The 19,212-nt window shown below is 68.9% G+C and carries 19 protein-coding genes and 2 pseudogenes; 7 read left to right on the top strand and 14 right to left on the bottom strand.

From position 1 onward, the window contains the following. Nucleotides 1–37 precede the first annotated feature (37 nt). The 5 genes from F3H87_RS01315 (at nt 38) to uvrC (ending at nt 4,922) form a co-directional block, all read left to right on the top strand. Entirely contained in the window at nt 38–835 is a 798-nt protein-coding gene (locus F3H87_RS01315) for a S49 family peptidase (protein ID WP_149786825.1), read from the top strand. Between the two features lies 1 nt (nt 836). Next, on the top strand, nt 837–1,004 hold the full coding sequence (locus F3H87_RS01310; RefSeq protein ID WP_188129140.1) for a hypothetical protein: 168 nt from the start codon (nt 837–839) through the stop codon (nt 1,002–1,004). A 3-nt stretch (nt 1,005–1,007) separates the two neighbouring features. Beyond that, on the top strand, nt 1,008–1,961 hold the full coding sequence (locus tag F3H87_RS01305; protein WP_149786827.1) for a calcium/sodium antiporter: 954 nt from the start codon (nt 1,008–1,010) through the stop codon (nt 1,959–1,961). 16 nt (nt 1,962–1,977) lie between these two features. After that, a complete protein-coding gene (locus F3H87_RS01300; protein ID WP_149786828.1) occupies nt 1,978–2,757 on the top strand; it encodes an SDR family oxidoreductase in 780 nt (259 codons plus the stop codon). Nucleotides 2,758–3,059: 302 nt separating this feature from the next. Beyond that, on the top strand, nt 3,060–4,922 hold the full coding sequence (uvrC, locus tag F3H87_RS01295; protein ID WP_149786829.1) for an excinuclease ABC subunit UvrC: 1,863 nt from the start codon (nt 3,060–3,062) through the stop codon (nt 4,920–4,922). An 81-nt stretch (nt 4,923–5,003) separates the two neighbouring features. Here the strand turns inward: uvrC and F3H87_RS01290 are convergent. The 5 genes and pseudogenes from F3H87_RS01290 to F3H87_RS01270 all read right to left on the bottom strand — a co-directional run. Next, a pseudogene (locus F3H87_RS01290) lies at nt 5,004–5,867 on the bottom strand (crotonase/enoyl-CoA hydratase family protein); the annotation flags it as partial. Nucleotides 5,868–5,965: 98 nt separating this feature from the next. After that, entirely contained in the window at nt 5,966–6,601 is a 636-nt protein-coding gene (locus tag F3H87_RS01285; RefSeq protein ID WP_149786831.1) for an ATP-binding cassette domain-containing protein, read from the bottom strand. After that, a complete protein-coding gene (locus F3H87_RS01280) occupies nt 6,594–8,276 on the bottom strand; it encodes an ABC transporter permease (RefSeq protein ID WP_149786832.1) in 1,683 nt (560 codons plus the stop codon). The genes F3H87_RS01285 and F3H87_RS01280 overlap by 8 nt, the downstream gene beginning before the upstream one ends. Nucleotide 8,277: 1 nt before the next feature. Continuing rightward, entirely contained in the window at nt 8,278–9,477 is a 1,200-nt protein-coding gene (locus F3H87_RS01275) for an ABC transporter substrate-binding protein (RefSeq protein WP_149787136.1), read from the bottom strand. Nucleotides 9,478–9,479: 2 nt separating this feature from the next. Further along, nucleotides 9,480–10,100, bottom strand: a complete 621-nt coding sequence (locus F3H87_RS01270; protein ID WP_149786833.1) for a CDP-alcohol phosphatidyltransferase family protein — start codon at nt 10,098–10,100, stop codon at nt 9,480–9,482. A gap of 405 nt (nt 10,101–10,505) precedes the next feature. Between F3H87_RS01270 and argE the strand changes: the two genes are divergently transcribed. Next, nucleotides 10,506–11,669, top strand: coding sequence for an acetylornithine deacetylase (gene argE, locus F3H87_RS01265; protein ID WP_149786834.1), 1,164 nt, complete (start codon nt 10,506–10,508; stop codon nt 11,667–11,669). Nucleotides 11,670–11,863: 194 nt separating this feature from the next. Here the strand turns inward: argE and F3H87_RS01260 are convergent, their stop codons facing one another. The 8 genes from F3H87_RS01260 to F3H87_RS01225 are packed head-to-tail and all read right to left on the bottom strand — an operon-like array spanning nt 11,864 to nt 17,166. Beyond that, nucleotides 11,864–12,676, bottom strand: a complete 813-nt coding sequence (locus F3H87_RS01260) for an energy transducer TonB family protein (protein WP_149786835.1) — start codon at nt 12,674–12,676, stop codon at nt 11,864–11,866. Beyond that, on the bottom strand, nt 12,673–13,050 hold the full coding sequence (locus F3H87_RS01255) for an ExbD/TolR family protein (protein WP_149786836.1): 378 nt from the start codon (nt 13,048–13,050) through the stop codon (nt 12,673–12,675). Before F3H87_RS01255 ends, F3H87_RS01260 begins: the two co-directional genes overlap by 4 nt. 5 nt (nt 13,051–13,055) lie before the next feature. After that, nucleotides 13,056–13,436: an ExbD/TolR family protein gene (locus tag F3H87_RS01250; RefSeq protein ID WP_149786837.1), complete on the bottom strand. Its 381-nt coding sequence runs from the start codon at nt 13,434–13,436 to the stop codon at nt 13,056–13,058. Further along, complete coding sequence (locus F3H87_RS01245) at nt 13,436–14,041, bottom strand: MotA/TolQ/ExbB proton channel family protein (RefSeq protein WP_149786838.1); 606 nt, start codon at nt 14,039–14,041, stop codon at nt 13,436–13,438. The genes F3H87_RS01250 and F3H87_RS01245 overlap by 1 nt, the downstream gene beginning before the upstream one ends. Further along, entirely contained in the window at nt 14,038–14,688 is a 651-nt protein-coding gene (locus F3H87_RS01240) for an adenosylcobinamide amidohydrolase (protein ID WP_149786839.1), read from the bottom strand. The genes F3H87_RS01245 and F3H87_RS01240 overlap by 4 nt, the downstream gene beginning before the upstream one ends. After that, nucleotides 14,685–15,437, bottom strand: a complete 753-nt coding sequence (locus F3H87_RS01235; RefSeq protein WP_149786840.1) for an ABC transporter ATP-binding protein — start codon at nt 15,435–15,437, stop codon at nt 14,685–14,687. Before F3H87_RS01235 ends, F3H87_RS01240 begins: the two co-directional genes overlap by 4 nt. Continuing rightward, nucleotides 15,434–16,417, bottom strand: a complete 984-nt coding sequence (locus F3H87_RS01230) for a FecCD family ABC transporter permease (RefSeq protein ID WP_149786841.1) — start codon at nt 16,415–16,417, stop codon at nt 15,434–15,436. The genes F3H87_RS01235 and F3H87_RS01230 overlap by 4 nt, the downstream gene beginning before the upstream one ends. Beyond that, nucleotides 16,414–17,166 carry an ABC transporter substrate-binding protein gene (locus F3H87_RS01225; protein WP_223227978.1) on the bottom strand — a complete coding sequence of 251 codons (753 nt, stop codon included), beginning with the start codon at nt 17,164–17,166 and terminating at the stop codon, nt 16,414–16,416. Before F3H87_RS01225 ends, F3H87_RS01230 begins: the two co-directional genes overlap by 4 nt. Between F3H87_RS01225 and F3H87_RS22135 the strand changes: the two are divergent. Next, a pseudogene (locus F3H87_RS22135) lies at nt 17,147–17,203 on the top strand (hypothetical protein); the annotation flags it as partial. The gene F3H87_RS01225 and the pseudogene F3H87_RS22135 overlap by 20 nt on opposite strands. A gap of 93 nt (nt 17,204–17,296) precedes the next feature. On the opposite strand, the gene F3H87_RS01220 reads toward F3H87_RS22135, so the two are convergent. Next, nucleotides 17,297–19,090 (bottom strand): TonB-dependent receptor plug domain-containing protein, encoded by a 1,794-nt coding sequence (locus F3H87_RS01220; RefSeq protein WP_149786842.1) that lies wholly within the window; start codon nt 19,088–19,090, stop codon nt 17,297–17,299. Nucleotides 19,091–19,212: the final 122 nt, after the last annotated feature.

Raw genomic sequence — 19,212 nt, 5'->3', positions numbered from 1 at the left:
CCTTGTTTGTCCGGCATCGGCAATCTACATGGCAGCCATGAAAAGGTTTATCCCCTTCGTGAAATCCGATCCCGTCGTGGCCGTGGTGCGGCTGTCGGGCACGATCGGATCGGGCGCACGCGCGCAGCTCAGCGACGAGGTGCTGGCCCCCGTGCTGGACCGCGCCTTTCGCCGGGGCAGGCCCCGCGCGGTGGCCCTGCTGATCAACAGCCCCGGCGGATCGCCGGTGCAGTCGGCCCTGATCGGCGCGCGCATCCGCCGCCTGAGCGCCGAGAAAAAGGTGCCGGTCCACGCCTTCGTCGAGGATGTGGCCGCCTCGGGCGGGTACTGGCTGGCCTGCGCGGCCGACGACATCTGGGCCGATTACGGCTCGATCCTGGGCTCGATCGGGGTGATCTCGTCGGGCTTCGGCGCGCATGTGCTGCTGGCCCGGCAGGGGGTGGAGCGGCGTGTTCACACCGCCGGGCAGTCGAAATCCCTGCTCGACCCGTTCCAGCCCGAAAAGGAAGAGGACGTGGCCCGCCTGCGGGTGATCCTCGACGACATGCATACCGGCTTCATCGACTGGGTGAAATCGCGCCGCGGCGACAAGCTGACGGCAGGCACCGACCTGTTCACCGGCGACGTGTGGCTGGGCGCCAGGGCGCAGGAGATGGGCCTGATCGACGGGCTGGCCCACCTGGAGCCGAAGATGAAAGAACTTTACGGCGACAAGGTGCGCTTTGCCCGTTACGGGCGCCGGCGCTCGCTGTTCCAGCGGCTCGGCGCGACGCTGACGCAGGATGCCCTTGCGGGGCTGGAGGAGCGCGCGGCCTACGCGCGTTTTGGCCTGTGACGTGATTGTCAAGATCGTCACCCTGTTCCTTGTTGCAATGGGCGTGCTGGCCATGTTCGGCAAGCTGCGCTTTCCCGGACAGGCGAAACTGAAATCGGCCCGCTGCCCGTCATGCGGGCGCTATCGGATCGGCAAGGGGCCCTGCCCCTGCAAGAAGGGAAAACGCTGACACATGGAATGGCTGCTGGTCGGGCTTGGTCTGGTGATCCTGTTGCTTGCGGGCGACGCGCTGGTGAAGGGGGCGGTCAACCTGTCGCTGCGGGTGGGCATCCCGGCCCTGATCGTCAGCCTGACCATCGTGGCCTTCGGCACCTCGGCGCCCGAACTGCTGATCTCGGTCAAGGCCGCGATCGGCGGGGTGCCGGGCATCGCGCTGGGCAACGTGGTGGGATCGAACACCGCCAATATCCTGCTGGTGCTGGGCATTCCCGCGCTGCTGGCAACCATGCACACCAGCGAATGCAACAGCCGGAAGACCTATCTTCAGATGCTTGCCGCCTCGGTGCTGTTCATCGGGCTGGCCTTTACCGGCGAATTCAACGTGACCACCGGCCTGATCCTGCTGGCGGCCCTGTTCGCCATGCTGACATTCGCCTTCCTGGACGCAAAGGCACACCGACGCGCCGAAAAGGCCGCCGCGCTCGAGGCCGAGGACGAGATCGAGGGCGCCGACCCCGACATGCCCTGGTGGCAGATCTTCGTCTTCCTGGCGCTGGGGCTGATCGGCCTGCCGCTGGGCGCCGACCTGCTGATCGACAACGCCACGCTGATCGCGCAGCGATTCGGCATCAGCGACACGGTGATCGGCCTGACGCTGGTCGCGGTCGGCACCTCGCTGCCGGAACTGGCCACCACCGTGATGGCCGCGCTGCGCCGGCAGGCCGACGTGGCGCTGGGCAACGTGATCGGCTCCAACATGTTCAACCTGCTGGCCATCATCGGCCTGGCCTCGCTGGTGGCGCCGATCCCGGTCGATCCCGAATTCCTGCGCTTCGATCTGTGGGTGATGCTGGGCGCGTCGGTCCTGCTGATCCCCTTCGTGTTCCTGCGCCGCGATATCACGCGGGCCTGGGGTATGGCCTTGACCCTGCTTTACGTGATCTATGTCCTGATCGTGCTGAGCTGAAACCGGGGGACAGGCGATGACACGGGCACTGGTGACGGGCGCGGGCAAACGGCTGGGCCGCGCGATGGCGCTGTATCTGGCGCAGCGCGGACATGACGTGGCGGTGCATTACGCCAGCTCGGCCGGTGCCGCCGAAGAGGTCGCGCAAGCGGTGCGCGACATGGGCCGCAGCGCCGTGACGCTGCAGGCCGACCTGCTGGACGAGGACGCGACGCAGGCGCTGCTGCCCGCGGCAGAGCAGGCGCTGGGCGGGCCGGTCACCTGCCTTGTCAACAATGCCTCGATCTTCGAATACGACACGATTGCAACCGCCACCCGCGACAGCTGGGACAGGCACATGGAATCGAACCTGCGCGCGCCCTTCATCCTGACGCAGGCGATGGCGCGCACCATCCCCGACCCGGTCCCGGACGGGATGGGCGAACCCGTGGCGCAGGGCCTTGTCGTCAACATGATCGACCAGCGCGTGCGCAAGCTGACCCCCGAATTCATGAGCTACACCATCGCCAAGATGGGGCTCTGGGCCTTTACGCAGACCGCCGCGCAGGCGCTGGCGCCGCGTATCCGCGTCAACGCCATCGGCCCCGGCCCCACCCTGCGGGGCAGCCGGCAAAGCGTCGATCACTTCGCCCGACAGCGCGCCGCCACCGTCCTGAACCGCGGTGCGAATCCGGCCGACATCACCGGCGCGCTGGGGTTCTTCCTGGACAGTCCGGGCATCACCGGACAGCTGATCTGCGTCGATGGCGGGCAGCATCTGGCCTGGCAGACGCCCGACATCCTGGGGCCGGAATAGGCCCGCCCGCAGCTTCCCCCGCGGAAAGTTGTGCACCGCTCACACCGGCGTGACAGGAGCGTTACAAAATTGTTAGAAATTTCAGTCACTTGTGTCATGTGTAATTTTTTATCGTTTCATTTCAAGTGGTTATTGATGCGCCCATTTTTTAGGCAAACCCCGGAAACGCGCCGAAAACAACGAGAATTTCCGGCTGCCCGAAAGATATCTTCAGATTTATCCACAGTATCCGTGGATTTGTTCTCTCTTGCCCCGCCCCGGTATTCGTTGCAGCCCGCCGCGCAGAATCATATCTCTTGCCCATGACCGCCGAAACCGACACGCCCAGAACCGGCCACACCGTCATCCAGGACTATCTGAAAACGCTCGACAGCTCGCCGGGCGTCTACCGGATGCTGGATGCGCAAAGCCGCGTGCTCTATGTCGGCAAGGCGCGCAACCTGCGCGCCCGCGTCGGAAATTACGCCCGCCCCACCGGCCACAGCCCGCGCATCGCCCGGATGATTTCCGAAACCGCGTCGATGATGTTCCTGACCACGCGGACGGAAACCGAGGCGCTGCTGCTGGAACAGAACCTCATCAAGCAGCTCAAGCCGCGGTTCAACGTGCTGCTGCGCGACGACAAGTCGTTTCCCAACATCCTGGTCACCGCGCATGATTTTCCGATGATCAAGAAACACCGCGGCGCGAAAAAGGAAAAGGGCCGCTATTTCGGCCCCTTCGCCAGCGCCGGCGCGGTGAACCGCACGCTCAGCCAGCTGCAAAAGGTGTTCCTGCTGCGCAACTGTACCGACAGCCAGTTCGAAACCCGCACCCGCCCCTGCCTGCAATACCAGATCAAACGCTGCACCGCGCCCTGCGTCGGCAAGATCGGCAAGGCCGATTACGCCGCTCAGGTCGCCGATGCCGAGCGGTACCTGTCCGGCAAATCGACCGAGATCCAGGAAAAGCTTGCCGCAGAAATGGCCGAGGCGTCCGAAGCGATGGAATTCGAACGCGCCGCCGCCCTGCGCGACCGCATCCGCGCCCTGACCCAGGTCCAGAGCGCGCAGGGCATCAACCCCCGTACCGTGACCGAGGCCGATATCGTCGCGCTGCATCTCGAACAGGGGCAGGCCTGCGTGCAGGTGTTCTTCATCCGGGCCGGGCAGAACTGGGGCAACCGCGACTTCTACCCCCGCACCGGCGCCGATATCGACGCGCCCGAAGTGCTCGAGGCGTTCCTCGGCCAGTTCTACGACACCAAGGACCCACCCCGGCAGATCATCCTGTCGCACGGCATCGAGAACCCCGACCTGATGGAACAGGCGCTTGGCGGCAAACGCGGCGGCAAGGTCACGCTGATCGTGCCGCAAAAGGGCGAAAAGGCCGAACTGGTCGAAAGCGCCGTGCGCAACGCCCGCGAAAGCCTGGCGCGCAAGATGGCCGAAACCGCGACCCAGGCGAAACTGCTGAAAGGCGTGGCCGGGGCGTTCGACCTGCCCGCCCCCCCACAGCGGATCGAGGTCTACGACAACTCCCACATCCAGGGCGCGCACGCGGTGGGTGCAATGATCGTCGCCGGCCCCGACGGGTTCATGAAGAACGCCTATCGCAAGTTCAACATCCGCGGCACCGACCTGACGCCGGGCGATGATTTCGGCATGATGAAAGAGGTGCTGACCCGCCGTTTCAAACGCCTGCTGAAGGAAGATCCCGACCGCGGCAAGGGGCTCTGGCCCGACCTGCTGCTGATCGACGGCGGCGCCGGGCAGGTTTCGGCCGTGGCCCAGATCATGAAGGAACACGGCGTGCATGACATCCCCGTGGTCGGCGTCGCCAAGGGCATCGACCGCGACCACGGCAAGGAGGAATTCCACCGCCCCGGCCAGCGCCCCTTTGCCCTGCGCATGAACGATCCGGTGCTCTATTTCATCCAGCGCCTGCGCGACGAGGCGCACCGGTTTGCCATCGGCACCCACCGCGCCAAACGCGCCAAGGCGGTGGGCGCCACACCGCTGGACGAGGTGCCGGGCGTGGGTGCGGCGCGCAAACGCGCGCTGCTGGCGCATTTCGGCTCGGCCAAGGCGGTCAGCCGCGCCGACCTCGCCGATCTCAGGGCGGTCGAGGGGATATCGGGCAGCATGGCCGAAACCATCTACGCCTACTTCCACGAGAAAGGCTGAGACCCGGCCCCGGGCTTCATCTTGCCAAAATACTCCGGGGGAGTCCTCTGAAAGAGGACGGGGGCAGCGCCCCCACCCCCCTTAACGGTTCGCCCCCGGAATGGGCCCGTTCTGCGTCCAGTCCCAGGTTCCCGCGTCGCGCTCGTCCACCGCCTGTTTCCAGCCCACCGCCTCGGCCCGCGCCTTGAAGTTCAACCCCTCGGGCGAATGCCGGGTGATGCCGTCGAATATCGTGGCCAGCCGCTGCGTGTTCATTAGCCCGGTCGCCTCGATCGCCTGGTTGATCACCATCTTCTGCATCGCAAGCTGGTTGACCGGCACCGTCGCCATGCGCGCGGCCAGCGCCTCGACCTCGGCGTCCAGCTCCGCCTCGGGCACGGCCTTCAGCACCAGCCCCATCTCGGCCGCCTCGCGCCCCGTCACCTTGTCGCCGGTGAACAGCATCCGCTTGGCCCGCTCCGGCCCCAGGCGATACACCCACATCGCCGTGGTGGGGCAGCCCCAGACCCGCACCGGCATGTAGCCGATGCGCGCGTTCTCCCCCATCACCACGAAATCGGAACACAGCGCAATGTCCGAGCCACCCGCCACGGCATGCCCGTGCACCCTGGCCACCACCGGCTTCAGCGCCCGCCACAAAGCCATGAAATGCTGCGTGTTCTTCCACATGAAACGGTAATCCCTGATCGGATCCCACGGCATGTCCTGCGTGGCCTGCCCGTTGCCGTTACCCTCGGCGTAATAGGCCAGGTCATATCCCGCGCAGAATGCCGCGCCCGCGCCCGACAGCACCATCACATGCACACCGTCATCGGCATCGGCGCGCTTGACCGCCTCTTCCAGCAGCACCGGCACCTCGTCGTCGATGGCGTTCATCACCTCGGGCCGGTTCAGCGTGATCCGCGCGATCCGCCCGTCCTTTTCGTACAGCACCTTGCTCATGTCGGTCTCCTCCCGTTTTCGCCCCGCATTTCATCGTTCCGCAAATACTCACGGTCCGACAGTATGAGTATTTCGGGAACGATGAAATGCAGGTGCCGCGTTCACCCCAGCCGCAGCACCGGGCCGCCCGCCGCCCCTGCATCCTGCGGGTCGTGGGTGACCATCAGCACCGGCAGCCCGGCGGCGCGGGCGCGGTCGAACACCAGCGCGCGGATCTGTGCCCGGCGGTCGGCATCGAGGGACGAGAACGGCTCGTCCAGCAGCAGCGCGCCGGGGGCGGCCAGCAGCGTGCGCATCAGCGCCACGCGCACCCGCTGCCCGCCTGACAGGGTGGCGGGGTCGCGGGGGGCGAAGCCCTCCAGCCCGACCTCGCGCAGCGCGGCGTCGACCGCCTGTGCCCGGTCGCGCCCGCGCACGGTTCGCGGCAGGCCGAAGGCCAGGTTCGCGCCCACCGACAGGTGTGCGAAAAGCAGCGGGTCCTGGAACAGGATGCCGATGCCGCGCGCCTCGGGCGGCAGATCGGTCAGGTCGCGCCCGTCCAGCAGCACCCGGCCTGTCACCGCGAAGGGCGGGGCGAGCGTGCCCATGACCGCCGCCAGCAGGGTCGATTTCCCCGCCCCCGACGGCCCCATGACCGACAGCACCTCGCCCGGCGGCACATGGGCCGACAGGCGCAGCATCGCCTTGCCGTCCAGCGTGACGGCCAGATCCTGCAATGTCAGCCCCGGCTCAGCCATGCAGCAGCCCCTTCCTGTTGCGCCACGCCAGCCGCGGCAGTCCGATGGCCAGCGCGAAGGGCAGCAGCGCCAGCCCGGTCTGCACCAGCGCCCAGACCCCGATCGCCCGCCTGTCCCCGCCCGAGGCCAGCGCCACCGCCTCGGTCGTGACCGTGGGCACCCGCCCGCCGCCGATCAGCAGCGTCGGCAGATACTGCCCGACCGAGACGGCAAATCCAACGGCGGCGGCGGTCAGGACCGGGGCCAGCAGCATCGGCAGCCGCACCGCCCACAGCACCCGGTCCGGCCCGGCGCCAAGGCTGTGCGCGACCGTGGCCTGCCGCGTGTCCCAGGCGCGGAACGGATCGCCCAGCGACAAAAAGACATAGGGAAAGACGAACAGCACATGCGCCGCCACCACCGCCGCCACCCCGCCCTTGATCCCGAGGATCAGCATCCAGGTCTGCACGCCGGGCAGGAACGCCACCTGCGGCGCCAGCAGCGGCAGGTAAAGCAGCCATTGCCCACGCACCCGCATACGCAGCCCGTGGCGATGCTCGGCCTCCAGGCAGCCGATGGCCAGCGCCAGCGCGATCCCCGTGGCGGCGCCCGCGATCAGCACAGTATCGCCCAGCACATCGGCAACGCCCGGCCCGTGCCGCATCCAGTTGCGCAGGGTGATCGCGTCGGGCCAGACCCCGGGAAAGCGCCAGAACCCGGCGACCGACCAGATCGCCAGCACCGCCAGCCCGGCCAGCACCGCCGCCGCCGCGATACCGGCCAGCACCAACGCGACCGCCGCCGTCCCCTGCCCGCCCGCGCGCCGCGCACCCGACCAGACCCAGGCCCGCCCCAGCCGCGCCACCGCGCGCTCGCCCAGCCACCACAGGCCCAGCGCGGCACAGACCAGCGCCAGTTGCAGCGTGGCCGCCGCCGCGCCCTGCAGGCGCATCGCAAGATCGGGGGCGTTCATCCAGCGCAGGATCTGCACCGCCAGCGTGGGGGGCGTGTTGGGGCCAAGGATCATCGCCACGTCCACCACCGTCATGGAAAACGCCAGCACCACCAGCACCGGCAGGCGGATCTGGGCATAGACCGGCGGGAACACCGCCTTGAGCCAGGCCGCCGGCCGGTCATGGCCAAGGCTGCGTGCCACCAGTTCGGCGCGGGCCGCATCCGCCTGCCCCAGCGCCGCCAGCACCATCAGCAGCAGGAACGGCACCTCCTTGACGACCAGCCCGGCCATCAGGCTCAGTCCCGCACCATCCTGCACGATCAGCAGGTCAGGCGGCTGCGTCCAGCCGGTCAGCCCGGGCGACAGCGCCCGCACGATCAGCCCCGAAGGCGCGATCAGGAAGGCAAGGCCGAACGCCGCCGCCGCGTGCGGCACCGACAAAAGCGGCGACAGCACCCGCCGGAACGCCGCGAAGGACCGCGTACCCGACCAGCAGGCCACCAGCAGCGTGACGATGGCCAGCGACAGCGCCGCCGATCCCAGCCCGGTCACGAGGCTCAGCCGCACTGCCGCCGGCAGGCCCGGCCATGCCAGCAGCGCGGCAAAGGCATCCAGCCCCGGCTCGACCCGGCCGATCACCGGCAGGATACCGAAGGCCGGCGCCAGCGTGCCGGCAAGCCCGGCCAGCACCGGCCCCAGCAGCAGCACAAGCGTCAGGATCGGGACGGCACGCAGGCTCACGTCAGTTGGCGACGCCGTAGCGGCCGACCCAGTCCGCCGCGATCCGGGTCATCCAGCTGGGGTGCGGTTCGGGCAGCGCGGGGCCCAGTTCGGCGGGCGACAGCGTGGCGATGCCAAGGTCGATCCCGTCGAACAGCGCGCGTTCCCCATCGGGCAGCGCGCCCAGGTCCAGCACCGTGCCATAGCCCAGGTTCGCCGGGTCCAGCGCGCGCGCCTGCGCCTGCGCGCTCAGCAGGAAATTCGCCACCACCATCGCCCCCGCCGGGGCCGTTGCGTTATAAGGGATCGCCACGAAGCTGGCGTTGCCGATGGTGCCGCCCGCGGGCACGAAGGTCCGCACCGTGTCGGGCAGCTGCCCGTTGGCGATCGCCGCCGATGCCTCGCCCGGGCTGAACGAGATCGCCAAGGAGATCTCGCCATCCGCCAAAAGCTGGATCTGCCGCGGCCCGGTCTGCGGATAGGCCCTGCCCTGCCGCCACAGGTTCGGCGTCAGCGCATCGAGATACGCCCACAGCGGCGCGACGATATCGTCGTACCCGGCCTCGTCCACCGGCCGCAACAGGACCGAGGGGTCGTCCAGCACGCCATAAAGCGCCTGTTTCAGGAATGTCGTGCCCAGAAAATCGGGCGGCTGCGGATAGGTGAACCGCCCCGGATTGGCCTGCGCCCAATCCAGCAGAGCGCCCATATCCGCCAGCGGCGCCATATCGGCGCTGTCATACATGAACACCACCTGCGCCGTGGCCCACGGGCTTTCCATGCCATCGGTCGGCACGGTGAAATCGGCCCTGACCGGCTTGCCCGCCACATCGACCAGCGCCCAGTTCGGCAATTGTTCGGCAAAGGGGCCGAACAGCAGCCCGGCCTCTTTCATCGCGGCGAAATTGGGCCCGTTGATCCAGATCAGGTCGATCGCGCCGCCCTTATCCTGCCCCGCCTGTTTCTCGGCCAGCACGCGGGCGACCGCATCGGCGGTGTCCGACAGCTTGACATGCTCCAGCGTGACGCCGTGATCCTCGGCCACGCGGCGGCCCACCCAGGCGATGAAATCGTTGGTGACGGGCGACCCGCCCCAGGCGTTCCAATAGACGGTCTGGCCGCGCGCCGCCTCCAGCACCGATGCCCAGTCGGCCGGATCGGGATCGGCCACCGCCCATCCCGGCACAAGCGCCGCCGCCGCGGCGATCAGCGTTTTCAGCATGGTCATTCCCCTTCCACTCCTTCGAAAACCCGTCGCGCCAGCAGGATGCGCGCCGTCCCGGTGACGAAACACAACGCGCCAAAGACCCAGGCCAGCGGCACGAACCAGCCGGGCCAGAGGCACAGCGCCACGAAGAACGCGATGGTTTCGAACCCCTCCAGCAAGCCGCCGGTGAAATAGAGCGATTTGACCCCGCGCGCATCGCTTTTCATCGCGTGTTTCTCGGCCAGGATCGCATAGCCCAGGAAACTCGCCCCGTTGAAATAGAAGCTGCAGAGCAGGAATGCGCCTGCCGCCCCGTTCGACGCCGGGTCGAGCCAGACGAACGCCATCGGGATCGCGCCATAGAACAGGAAATCGCTGACGATATCCAGGTAACCGCCGAAATCCGATGTATGGCTTGCGCGCGCCACCGCCCCGTCCAGCCCGTCGGCCAGCCGGCCCAGCAGCAGCGGCGCCAGCGCCCAGCCCGGCGCGCCCAGCGCGATCAGCGCCGCGGCGGCCAGCCCCAGCGCCAGCCCCGCCAGCGTGACGGCATCCGCCCGCACGCCCATCCGCGCCAGAACGCGCCCCTGCGCGTTCAGGACCGGGTCGATCACGGGGCGTATCAAGGCGTCGATCATGCGCCTAGGGATAGACCGCACGGGACCACACGGGAAAGTGCCAATCGCGTGACGGCCCTGAAACAATGGTCGCAGGGTGGGTTGGACGCTCGAACGACACACCCCGCCCGGAACAGCCGCGCAGCGGCCCGGGCATCGCACGGCCGCCCCCCGGCCGGGCGATTGGCTGCCGCAAGTGCCACGCTTTGAGGGAGGAAGTGGCGGCACGATAAACTGCCAGTCACAAATGTCGGATCGCCCGACCGCGGCCATGCGCTGCCCTTCTGTTGCGCTCAACCTGAAATGCGGGCTCAGGGCCCAAAGCCCCCGCCGACTGCGCATCCCGCCCCGATCATGTCGCGCAGGGGCTTGCATCGCCGCGCCAGCCGGATATGCGTGGAATGCACGGACAGGAAAGGGCAGCACATGGACAGGTTCGAACAGACGGTCGGCATCCTCGGCGATCTCATCGCCTTTCCCACCGTGTCGGCCGACAGCAACCTCGAACTCATCGCCTATCTCGCAAACCGGCTGGGCGATGTGGGCGCGCATGTGCAGGTCATGACCGACGAAAGCGGCCACAAGGCGAACCTCTTTGCCACGATCGGCCCCGAAACAGATGGCGGCATCGTGCTGTCGGGCCATTCCGACGTGGTGCCCGCCGAGGAACACGGCTGGTCCGCCGACCCGTTCGAAATGGTGGCGCGCGACGGCAATTTCTATGGCCGCGGCACCTGCGACATGAAGGGGTTTATCGCCGCCGCGATGGCGATGGCCCCGACGCTGGCGCAGGCCGACCTGCGCCGCCCGGTGCATTTCGCCTTTACCTATGACGAAGAGGTCGGATGCCTCGGCGCGCAGCACCTTGTGCGCGAACTGGCCGAAACCGGCCTGCGCCCCGCCACCGCGATCATCGGCGAACCGACCATGATGCGCATCATCGAGGGGCACAAGGGCTGCTGCGAATACACCACCCGGTTTCACGGTCTGGAAGGGCACGGCTCGGCCCCCGACCTCGGCGTTTCGGCGGTGGAATACGCCGCGCGCTACATCATGCGCCTGCTGGAGCTGCGCGAGGATCTGAAACCCCGCGCGCCGCAGGACAGCCGCTTCGATCCGCCCTGGTCGACGCTTCAGGTCGGGCGCATCCACGGCGGCGTGGCCCATAACGTGATCGCGGGCGACGCCGAGGTGGAATGGGAACTGCGCCCGGTGCAGGCGTCGGACAAGGCCTATGTCACCGGGGAAATCGCGCGCTACGCCAATGACGTGCTGCTGCCCGCGATGCGCGAAGTGCACCCGGCTGCGACCATCGCCACCGAGGTGATCGGCGAGGTGCAGGGGCTGGAACCCACCACCGCGAACGAGGCGCGCGACATCATCCAGCGCCTGACCGGCCAGAACGGCGCCGACGTGGTGGCCTTCGGCACCGAGGCGGGGCTGTTCCAGTCGCTGGGGATGAGCGCGGTGGTCTGCGGCCCCGGCTCGATCGAGCAGGCGCACAAAGCCGACGAATTCGTCAGCACCGACCAGCTGCGCCAATGCGTCGCCATGTTGGAACGACTCTGCGACGGGCTGGTGGCGGCATAGACGGGGCGCAGGTTAACGCCGCGCGGTTTCACGCCAGAACCGCGCGGTTTGCGGGAAATTCCACGCAAATGCCCCCGGTTTCGCCTTACCGGCCCCGCAGGACATGGCAAAACCGCGCGGTCATCCCCGGGAACCGCGCGGTTTTGGTTAATGTTTCGTCAGGAATCGCGCGCTATCCGCCCGAAACCGCGCGGTTAACCACCGAACGAGACCGGCAGATTGAACCTGTGATGCCCCGCCGCCAGCCCCCTAGGCGCGGCCGGGAACCGTGTGCGCCGCACCGCCTCGACCGCCGCGCGGTCCAGCGCCGCGTGGCCCGACGACCGGGTGACGGACACCGCCTGCAACCGCCCGTCATGCGACAGGGTGATGCGCAACCCGACCCGCCCCGAGGCCCGCGTGCCGCGCGGAAAACGCTTGTTTCTTTCGATACTTGCGTGAATCCGCCCCCCCCATTGCGCCATCAGGCTGCGGGTTTGCGACGCGCCCGGGCCTGCCTGTTTCTCAACCTTCGCCCGTTCCGTGCCAGCCTGCGGCGCGGCGCCCTGCCCGCTGGCCTTCTGCGCCGGGCGCGGTGCCTCGGGCGTCACGCGCGCGACCGGGCGAGTGGCTGAAGGTGGCGGCGCAACCTCTTGATCTTCAACGGATTCCACCTTTTCCTCAGGAGGCGGCGGCACGGTGCTGTCCACCTGCGGCGCAGTCCGGGGCGCATCGGGCACCGGCAACCCGGTCGGCCGGGGCTGGCGAAGCGCCGTGTCCGCAACGGCGGGCGGAACCCGTGCAACATCGGACAGCGGCGGTGGCGCCAGCGTGGCCGGGCTGTCCTGCGCCTCGGGCGGCGCGGTCCAGGCCGCCACCATTTCCGCCATGTCCCCCGGCATCGCGGCCAGCGTCACCGGCGCCTCGCCGCCGGGGCCGCCGCCGACGCCGCCGGGCTGCGACAGAACCAGCACATGCGCCCCCACCGACAGCGCCAGGAAAGCCGCGTATTCTGCCAGCGCCCTCATGGCTGCACCGCCAGTTCGATCGCGGAAAACCCAAGCGCACCAAGCCTTTGCAACACGCGCGCCAGGTCCACCGCGGGCAGCGCGCGGTCGGCGCGGATGGTCACCGGCGTATCGGGATCGAGCGCGCCAAGCGCGGCCCAGGCGGCATCGCCGGTCTGCCCGGACAACGCCGGGATACCCTCGGCCGACAGCCACAGCACCGCGTCGCCCGCGATCTCGGCCTGTTGACCGGCCTGCGGCAGCGCCATCTCGAACGGGTCGGGCGGCGCGATCTGGGCGGTCATCAGGAAGAAGATCAGCAGCAGAAACACCACGTTGATCATCGGCACGATGCTTTCGGGCGGCTGGCGGCGGGTGGGTGTGGCAAAGCGCATCGCGGTTACTCCGCCACGGTCAGGCGGGTCAGCCCCGCATCGCGCAACACCTGCGCCACGTCGATCAGCCGTTGCAGATCGGCCCCGTCACGCGGGCGCAGCACCACGATATCGTCCGGCCCGTCCATCAGCGGCGCCAGCGCGGCGGGCAAATCCTCGACCACGACCGCCTGCCCGTTGAGGCGCAGCGCATCGGGCCCGATCCCGACCAGCCGCGGCGGGCCCTGATAGTCGCCCGCCCCCATCGCGCCGGGATCGAGCGGCAGCGCCGCGTCCATCCCGAACCGCGCGGCCAGCATGAAGAAGATGAGCAACAGGAAAACCACGTCGATCATCGGCGTCAGGCTGGGGCGGCGGCGCGGGCGGGGCTGGGCGAAGGCGAACATCACATGGTGTCCTGCCCGTTGACCATACGGGTGGCCATGTCTTCCATGTCGCCCTGCACACGCTCGGCCACGCCTTCGAAGGCCGAAAGCGCCACGGCGGCGGGGATCGCCACGCCCATGCCTGCGGCGGTGGTCAGAAGCGCCTCCCATATGCCGCCGGCCAGAACCGAGGGGTCGGCGCGCGATCCGCTGTCCTGCAGGGCCTGGAACGCCTCGATCATCCCCAGCACCGTGCCCAGAAGGCCGACGAGCGGCGCGATGGTCACGATCAGTTCCAGCGGGCGCAGCCCGGCGCGCAGGGCGGCAAGTTCGCGCATGGCAAGGCGGGTGATCTCGTCGCGCTGCGCCTCGGGCGGCAGCGGGCCGGACAGCACGCCGCGCACGCGCGACACGAACCGCAGGCGCAGGTTGCGGCTGGCGGAGGCCGGATCGGCATGGCCGGCGACGACCGCCTCGGCCCGGCCCGGCGACCAGATGCCCGCCAGCGCCAGGCGCCAGAGCTTCCACGCGATGATTGCCACGGTCAGCACCGACAGTGCGGCAATGACCCAGAGCGCCGGGCCGCCGCGATCCAGAAGGCCCTGAAGGTTGCCAAATTCCATCATGCCGCCCCCCGTCTGACATGCTTCATCCAGTATGCGCCGCCCGCGCGCACCGCGTCATATACCGCGCGGCCCGCCGCCACGCCGACCGCCGTGTGCATCCCGGCAAAGGCGGTATCGCCCGCGGGCGCGGCCACGGCGATGCAATCGGTGCCGGTGCCGGTGGCGATCCCGGTGGGCAGGCGAAATCCCAGTTCGGCCACGGCGACGGTGCGGGCCTGCGCGACGATGGCCAGCGTTTCGATCAGCGCGGCCTGTGTCAGCCCCGCCGACAGGCGCAGCGCCACGTTGATCGTGCCGAAACTGGCCGGGTCATAGGCCATGCGCGTGCCGATGCGTTCGGCGTTGGACAGGCCCACGGTGGCGACGGCGGTGGCGGTGACGCCATCCCCGGCGGTTTCAGCCACCTCGAAGGCAGTGACATCGCGCGAGGTCAGGAAACAGGGCGCGTCGGGCGCGCGGCGCTGCGCCAGTTCCTTTGACAGCCATTCACCCACGTCCAGTTCCGGCGTCAGATCGGCATTGCGCACCTCGCGCCACAGGATGCGCCGCGCGGTGGTGAAGCCCGGGCGGTTCAGCGTGAAGCTGAGCACCGGCATTTCGGCGCCGAGGTCGAATTCCAGCCAGGGGCGCGAGAGGGTGACACTCATTCCAGCACCTCGAGCGGTTGGAAAATGCGGCCATGTTCGGTTTCGGCCTGGTAGGCGGTGATGCCAAAGACCTCGGCCACGAGGGCGGGCGTCAGCACCTCGCCCGGCGGTCCGTCGGCCATGACGCGCCCCTGCCCCAGCAGGATCAGCCGCGAACAATGCCGCGCGGCAAGGCCCAGGTCGTGCAGCGACACCAGCACCGAACGGCCCGCGCGGGCAAGCCCGGCGAAGGTTTCCATCGTGGCGATCTGGTGCGCGGGGTCGAGCCCGGCGATGGGTTCGTCGGCCATCACCAGCGGCGTGTCCTGCGCCAGCGCGCGCGCGATCAGCGCCCGCGCCTGTTCGCCGCCCGACAGCCGGGTGGCGGTGCGCCGGCGCATGTCCGACAGGCCCATCCAGTCGATCGCGCGGGTCACGGCCCGGTGATCGGCATCGGTCAGGCGGCGGGCGCGGTGGGGTGTGCGGCCCAGCGTCACCAGCGCCTCGACCGTGACCGGCCAGGCGATTTCGCGCGCCTGCGGCATCCACGCGACCGCGCGGGCCCGCGCGCGCGGGTCGAGCGTGGCAAGGCTGCTTTGGCCCGCGTGCCCCAGCAGGCCGAGCGCGGCGCGCATCAGCGTGGTCTTGCCCGCGCCGTTGGGGCCGATCAGGCCCACCAGCTCGCCCGCGCCGATTTCGAGCGTGACGCCGGAAAACACCGGCCTGTCGCGCAGGGTGACCGAGAGATCGCGCAGGGACAGCAGCGTCATGGCATCTCCCTCCGCGTCTTGTAGATCAGGTGCAGGAACAGCGGCGCGCCCACCAGTGCGGTCAGCACGCCCAGTTTCAGGTCGCGTTCGGGCAGGATCACCCGCACCGCAAGGTCGGCCGCCAGCAGCATCGCCGCGCCCCCCAGCGCCGAGGCCCAGAGCAGCCGCGAGGGTTGCGCGCCGACCCACGGGCGCAGCAGGTGCGGCACCACCAGCCCGACGAACCCGATGGCGCCCGCCACCGCCGTGCCCGCGCCGACCACGCAGGCGGTGCCGAAAATCAGCGTCAGGCGCAGGCGCGACAGGCGGATGCCCATCGCCTCGGCGGCGTCCTCGCCCAGCGTCAGCGCATCCAGCCCGCGCCCCAGCGAGGCCAGCAGCGCCCAGCCGATCACCGTGAAGGGCAGCGCCAGCCACAGATGCGTCATCGAGCGGTCAGCGAGCGAGCCCATCATCCAGAACACGATCTCGTTCACGGCAAAGGGGTTCTGCGACAGGTTCAGCACCAGTTGCGTCAGCGCCCCGGCCATCGCCGAGATCGCGATACCGGCCAGGATCAGGGTGATCGAGCCGCCGCGCGGGCCGGCCAGCGCCAGCACCAGCAGCACGCCGCCCAGCGCCCCGGCCAGCGCCATCAGCGGCAGGCCCAGCGCGAAACCGGCCGACAGCCCGCTCTGGATCGCGATGACCGCGCCCAGCGCGGCCGAGCCCGAAACGCCGATCAGCCCCGGTTCGGCCAGCGGGTTGCGCAGGTAGCCCTGCATCGCCGCGCCGGAAAGGCCGAGGCTGGCGCCGATCATCGCCGCCAGCAGGGCGCGCGGCAGGCGGATCTCGCGCATCACCATCGCCACCGGCCCCTCGCCCCCGCCGAGCAGCCCGGCAAGGCTGTCGAGCGGCGCGATGCTGGCCGGGCCCACCAGAAGCGACAGGGTGAAAAGGCCCGCGACCGCCAGCGACAGAAGAAGCATGAGCCGCGTCATCGCCCGGCCTCCACCGCGTGACGCAGGGCAACGAGGTCTTCGACCGCGCGCAGCACGAAAGGCGTGCCGCAGACCCAGTTGCGATCGGTGATGGTGCCGCTGACGCGGCCGCGTTTCAGCGCATGGACGACCGGGTGATCCATCACCGCCTCGGCGCGGCTGGCGCCGGGATAGGGGTTGCCGGTGATCACCACGTCGGGCGCGGCCATCGCCAGCACCTCGAGCGGCAGCGCGCCGATGGCGCCGTATCCCATGCCCGTGGCCACGTTGTCGAACCCGGCCGCCGACAGGATCTGCCCGGCCAGCGAGGCATCGCCCGAGGTATAGCCGTTGGCATAGTAGAGCGCGGCCTGCGGGCGGTTGCCCACGGGGCCAGCCAGCATGGCAAGGTCGGCGTTGAAGCCGTCGACCAGTTCGGCGGCGCGCGCCTGTTGCCCCAGCACGGCACCCATCTGCGTCAGCCGCGCGGCCACGTCCGACAGCGCGTAGGCGGGGGAAAACTCTTCCACCCGGATGTCGAGGCGGCGCAGCATGTCGATGGTCGCGCGGTCGGTGAAGCGCCCGGCCAGCACGAGATCGGGGTTCAGCAGATAGATTTCCTCGGCGCGGGCGTGGTTCACCGGCAGGCCCGCCGCTGCATCGGCCATTGCCGACGTGCGCGGATTGGCGGCCAGCGGCGTGACCGAGACCAGCTGCCCCGGCGCGGCCACCAGCATTGCCAGTTGATCGGTGCACAGGTTGACCGACACGACTCTTTGCGGCGCGTCGCTGACCGACACGACCCTTTGCGGCGCGTCGCTGACCGACACGACTCTTTCCGGCGTGTCGGCAAGGGCCGCCGCGCCGGTCAGCACCAGCGCGACAAGCCAGGATATGAGCCTAGAAGGACGCACGGATTCCGAAATACGCCGCGCGGCCCGGCGTGTTGAAGCCGCCCGCTGTTTCGTAATCCTCGTCCAGCAGGTTCTCGACCCGCAGATAGGCCGTGGCCCGGTCGCTCAGGTCATAGGTGACGCCGAGATTGACCAGCGTGTAATCGCCCACCTTGTGCCCGGCGGGGGCAAAGGCGCTGGGTTCGACATCGGCGATGCGCTGCACCTCGAACGTCCCGCCAAAACCGTTACCCAGATCGGCGTCCAGCCCCAGCACCAGATCGTGGCGCGGCACGCGCTCAAGCCGGACGCCCTCGGTCTTGGCGTCGGTCAGCGTGTAGTTGGCGAACAGCGCCACCCGCTCGGACAGCGCATAGCGCCCGGACAGTTCCAGCCCGCGCGTGACGGTCGTGCCCGGTATCTGGCTATAGGCCGAGGTCACGAAATCATAGCCGATCAGGTCGTCGATCTCGCTATAGAAGGCGGTGGCGCGGACATGGCCCGCGGCAAAGCCCTTTTCGATGCCCAGCTCGAACGAGCGGCTTTCCTCGGGCTGCAGCGTGCTGCTGCCATAGGGGCCATAGAGTTCGTAGAGCGAGGGTGCGCGGAACCCGGTGCCCAGCACGGCGCGCAGGGTCAGGTCGGGTTGCAGGCGCCACGCGGCGGCAACCCGGCCGGTGGTGCTGCCGCCGAAGATCGAGTGATCGTCATGCCGCAGCGCCAGCGACAGGTCGAGCGTGTCGGTCGGGGCATAAAGCGCCTCGGCAAAGACCGAGCGGGTTTCGACCTCACCCGAGGTGCCGGGCAATTCGAAGCTTTCATCGGTGATGTCGGCGCCGAAATTCAGCGACAGCGCCGCGTTCAGATCGGCCCGGCCGCGATATTCCAGCGTTTCGCGCTCGCCCAGGAAAGAGGTGGTGAAGCCGCCGGGGTCCTGCCGGTCGCTCTGGAAGGCGGCATAGGCCAGGCGGTGCGACACGCTGCCGGTTTCGAACTCGGCAAAGACGCGCGCGCCGCGCTGGGTGAAGAAGTTAAGGCCGGAATTGTCGGTGGCCGAGCGGTCGATCTCGACCTCGCCATCGCGCCAGAGCAGCGATCCGCCCACGGTCAGCCCCTCGGTCAGGTCATAGCGGGCGGATGCGGTCAGCATCTCCTGGTCGTAGCCGTCCTTTTCGGTGTCGCCGGCACGGGCGGAAATCCCCTCGGTGCTGAAGCGCGAATAGGTCAGCGCCACCTCGCCGCGTTCGGTGGCATAGGCATGGCCGAAGCTGCCGGAATAGGTGTCGAAGCTGCCGAATTCGAGGTTCAGCTCGCTCGACGCGCCCAGCCCGCGCGCGCGCATCGTGGTGATGTCGATCACGCCGCCGACCGCCTCGGAGCCGTAGATGGCCGATTGCGAGCCCTTGAGGATCTCGACCCGGCCCAGCCCGGCGGCGGTCAGCCCGCCGAAGTTGAACCCGGTCTGCGTCGAGGAGGGGTCGGTCACGTCGATCCCGTCCACGCGCACCCCGACATATGAGGTATCCAGCCCGCGGATGCGGATATTGGTGTTGGTGCCCACCCCGCCATTGGCGGTGAACGACACCCCGGGTTCGCGCGACAGGGTCTGGATCAGCGAGGTGTCGGCGTTTTGCAGCTCCTCGCCCTCGATCACCTCGACCGTGGCGCCGGTGCGCGCGGGGTCGATCGGTGCGAGGCTGGGCGAAACGACGATCTCGTCCAGGTCGAATGCATCCTGCGCCATCGTGGGCGCGGCAAGCAATGCGGTGAAAGCGACGGAAGCCAGAAGCGTCCTTTTCATGGGTTTTGTCCCTCCTTCGGGCATCGGCCCGGGGTTTTGCCTTGTCTTTCGGAAGGACTGCGCCCTCCCGCGACGGTGATAGATGCCACCACTACGGAAGGTCCGTTATCCACGACGCGCCC

The sequence above is a fragment of the Lutimaribacter pacificus genome (genome assembly GCF_900142185.1).
Taxonomy (GTDB): Bacteria; Pseudomonadota; Alphaproteobacteria; order Rhodobacterales; family Rhodobacteraceae; genus Lutimaribacter; species Lutimaribacter pacificus.
Note: the sequence above shows the minus strand (reverse complement) of the source record. Positions and strands in the feature narration are given on the sequence as shown.